Genomic DNA, 2,080 nt, shown 5'->3' with positions numbered 1-2,080 from the left:
CGTCGCTGTCCTGGCGCACGCGCGCGCCGGAGATCGCGATGTCGTCCAGCCCCAGGTGCTGGTGGATCAGCTGCAGCTGCGGCTCGATCTTCCAGCCGCTCTCGCCCATCGCGAAGGCCTGCCCCACTTCGATGGATGCCATCAGGCTGTCGCCCTTGCCCCCGCTGCGCGGGGCCGACATCGGCTCGACGGTGTAGCGGTGGCGCCCCGCCTGCAACACGGCATCGGCATAGAAGCCCGAATCGGCGGTCCAGGTGCCGTAGGCGCCCAGGTACTGGCTGCGCAGGTCGTTGGAGCCGACGCCCAGGTTGGCGATGCCGCTCGCAAAGCCGCTGGCCTTGATGTTGCCGTCCAGTTGGCCGACGTACACGCCGGCACGCCAGTTCGGTGTGGCCCACAGGTCGGTGCCGGCCTGGAAGCCCTTGACGCTGCCCTTGCTGTGCGGGTTCACCGTGCCCTGCTGGCGGATGTCGAGGTCGGTGGCGATCACGCGGCCCCAGGCGCGGCGGCCGGTGCCGGTCGATGCGGCGGCGCCGGCCTTGACATCGTCGTCGCCGATGCGCTGGTGCAGGTTGCCGATCATGGCCAGGTCCATCTGGCGCACCTGGCTGGGCAGCGCGGAGAGCAGCGGGACTTCGGCGCGGTAGGTGGGCACTTGCACGGTGCCCGTGCCTGTAGATCCGCTCGTGCCAGGCGTTGTGGTCGCCGTGGTGGTCGATCGCAGGTACCAGTTCTCACCGGCCCCGCTCGCGTCCGCGGCATACAGGCGGTACTCGTAGGCGCCCGCATCGACGTGGCCGCCGGTGAGCGCGAAGGCATCCCTGGTGGTCTGCGCGGTGGTGGTGGCGCCGTTGAGCGCGGAGACCACCTCGATGCCGTTGCCCGTGGTCAGCGCACCGAGGCCGCCCAGCTGGGTGATCTGCACGCTGGTGCGGCCGCTGGCCGAGGCGCTCGCGCCGTTGAGCACCAGCCGGTCGCTCACGCTGGTGCTGTCGCCCAGGAAGGTGCCCAGCCGCAGCACGCCGTTGTTGCCGGCGTAGGCGCCGTTGACGGTGAGGGTGGTGCCCGGTGCGGTGCCCACGAGCGAGACGGTGCCGCTGTTGGCGAGGGACGCCACCGTCTGGCTGAAGCCCGCCAGGTCCAGCGTTGCACCGCTTTGCACGGTGTGGGCCGAGGCCGGGCTGAAGGTGCTGGCGACGCCGGCCTTCAGGGTGCCTTGGGCCACGTCGGTCGCGCCGGTGTAGCTGTTGGCGCCCGACAGCGTGAGGGTGCCGCTGCCGACCTTGGTGATGAAGCCGCCGCCGGTGATGTTGCCGCTGAGCGTGGCGCCGAAGCTGCCGGTGTCGATGACCGGGTCGTTGTTGCCGGTGAGCACGATGGCGTTGGCCAGGTTAAGGCCGTCGGCCGCAAAGCCCAGCGTGGTGCCGTCGTCCATGGCCAGCGTGCCGGTGCCCAGCGCGAGGTTGTGGCCCACGTCCAGCCGGCCCTGCTTGAGCGCGGTGCCGCCGGCGTAGCTGTTGGCGGCGGTGAGCGTGGTGGTGCCGGCGCCTTCCTTGACGAGCGAGCCGCTGCCGCTGATGGTGCCCGAGACGGTGAGCGCGTCCGAGCGATTGATGGCCAGCGTCGCGTTGTTCAGGACGTCGCCCAGGACGCTGCCGGTGGTGCCGCCGTTGCCCAGTTGCAGTGTGCCGGCGGTGATGGTGGTGAGGCCGCTGAAGGCCTGGTCCTGCGTCAGCGTGAGCGTGCCCGCGCCGGTCTTCTCGATGCCGCCGGTGCCGCTCACCAGGCCTGCATAGGTCGCGTTGTCAGGCTGGGCGAAGCGCACCAGGCCGTTGTCGGTGATCGCGGCCGGCGCGAACTGCGCGCTGCTTTGCAGCACGCCGCCCGAGGCGACGGTCATGCTGCCGGTGTAGGCGCTGTTGTTGGCCCCTAGGATCAGGGTGCCGCCGTTGACTGCGGTGCTGGTGATGCCTGCGGGCGCCAGCGCCACGTTGAAGGACCAAATCCCGGCGTTGCTCTGCAGCGTCTGGAATCCGCCCAGGGAGAGTGGCGCAAAGGTGGCCGCGGCGCCGTCCGCGCT

General features: G+C 70.8%; 1 protein-coding gene. It reads right to left on the bottom strand.

Features of this window, described 5'->3' with window-relative positions; genetic code table 11:
• Positions 1–2,080 (bottom strand): autotransporter outer membrane beta-barrel domain-containing protein (locus ABIC90_RS27325; RefSeq protein ID WP_354359872.1); only part of this gene is annotated, 2,080 nt, incomplete at both ends.

The sequence above is a fragment of the Variovorax boronicumulans genome, from assembly GCF_040544675.1.
Lineage (GTDB): Bacteria > Pseudomonadota > Gammaproteobacteria > Burkholderiales > Burkholderiaceae_C > Variovorax > Variovorax boronicumulans_D.
Note: the sequence above shows the minus strand (reverse complement) of the source record. Positions and strands in the feature narration are given on the sequence as shown.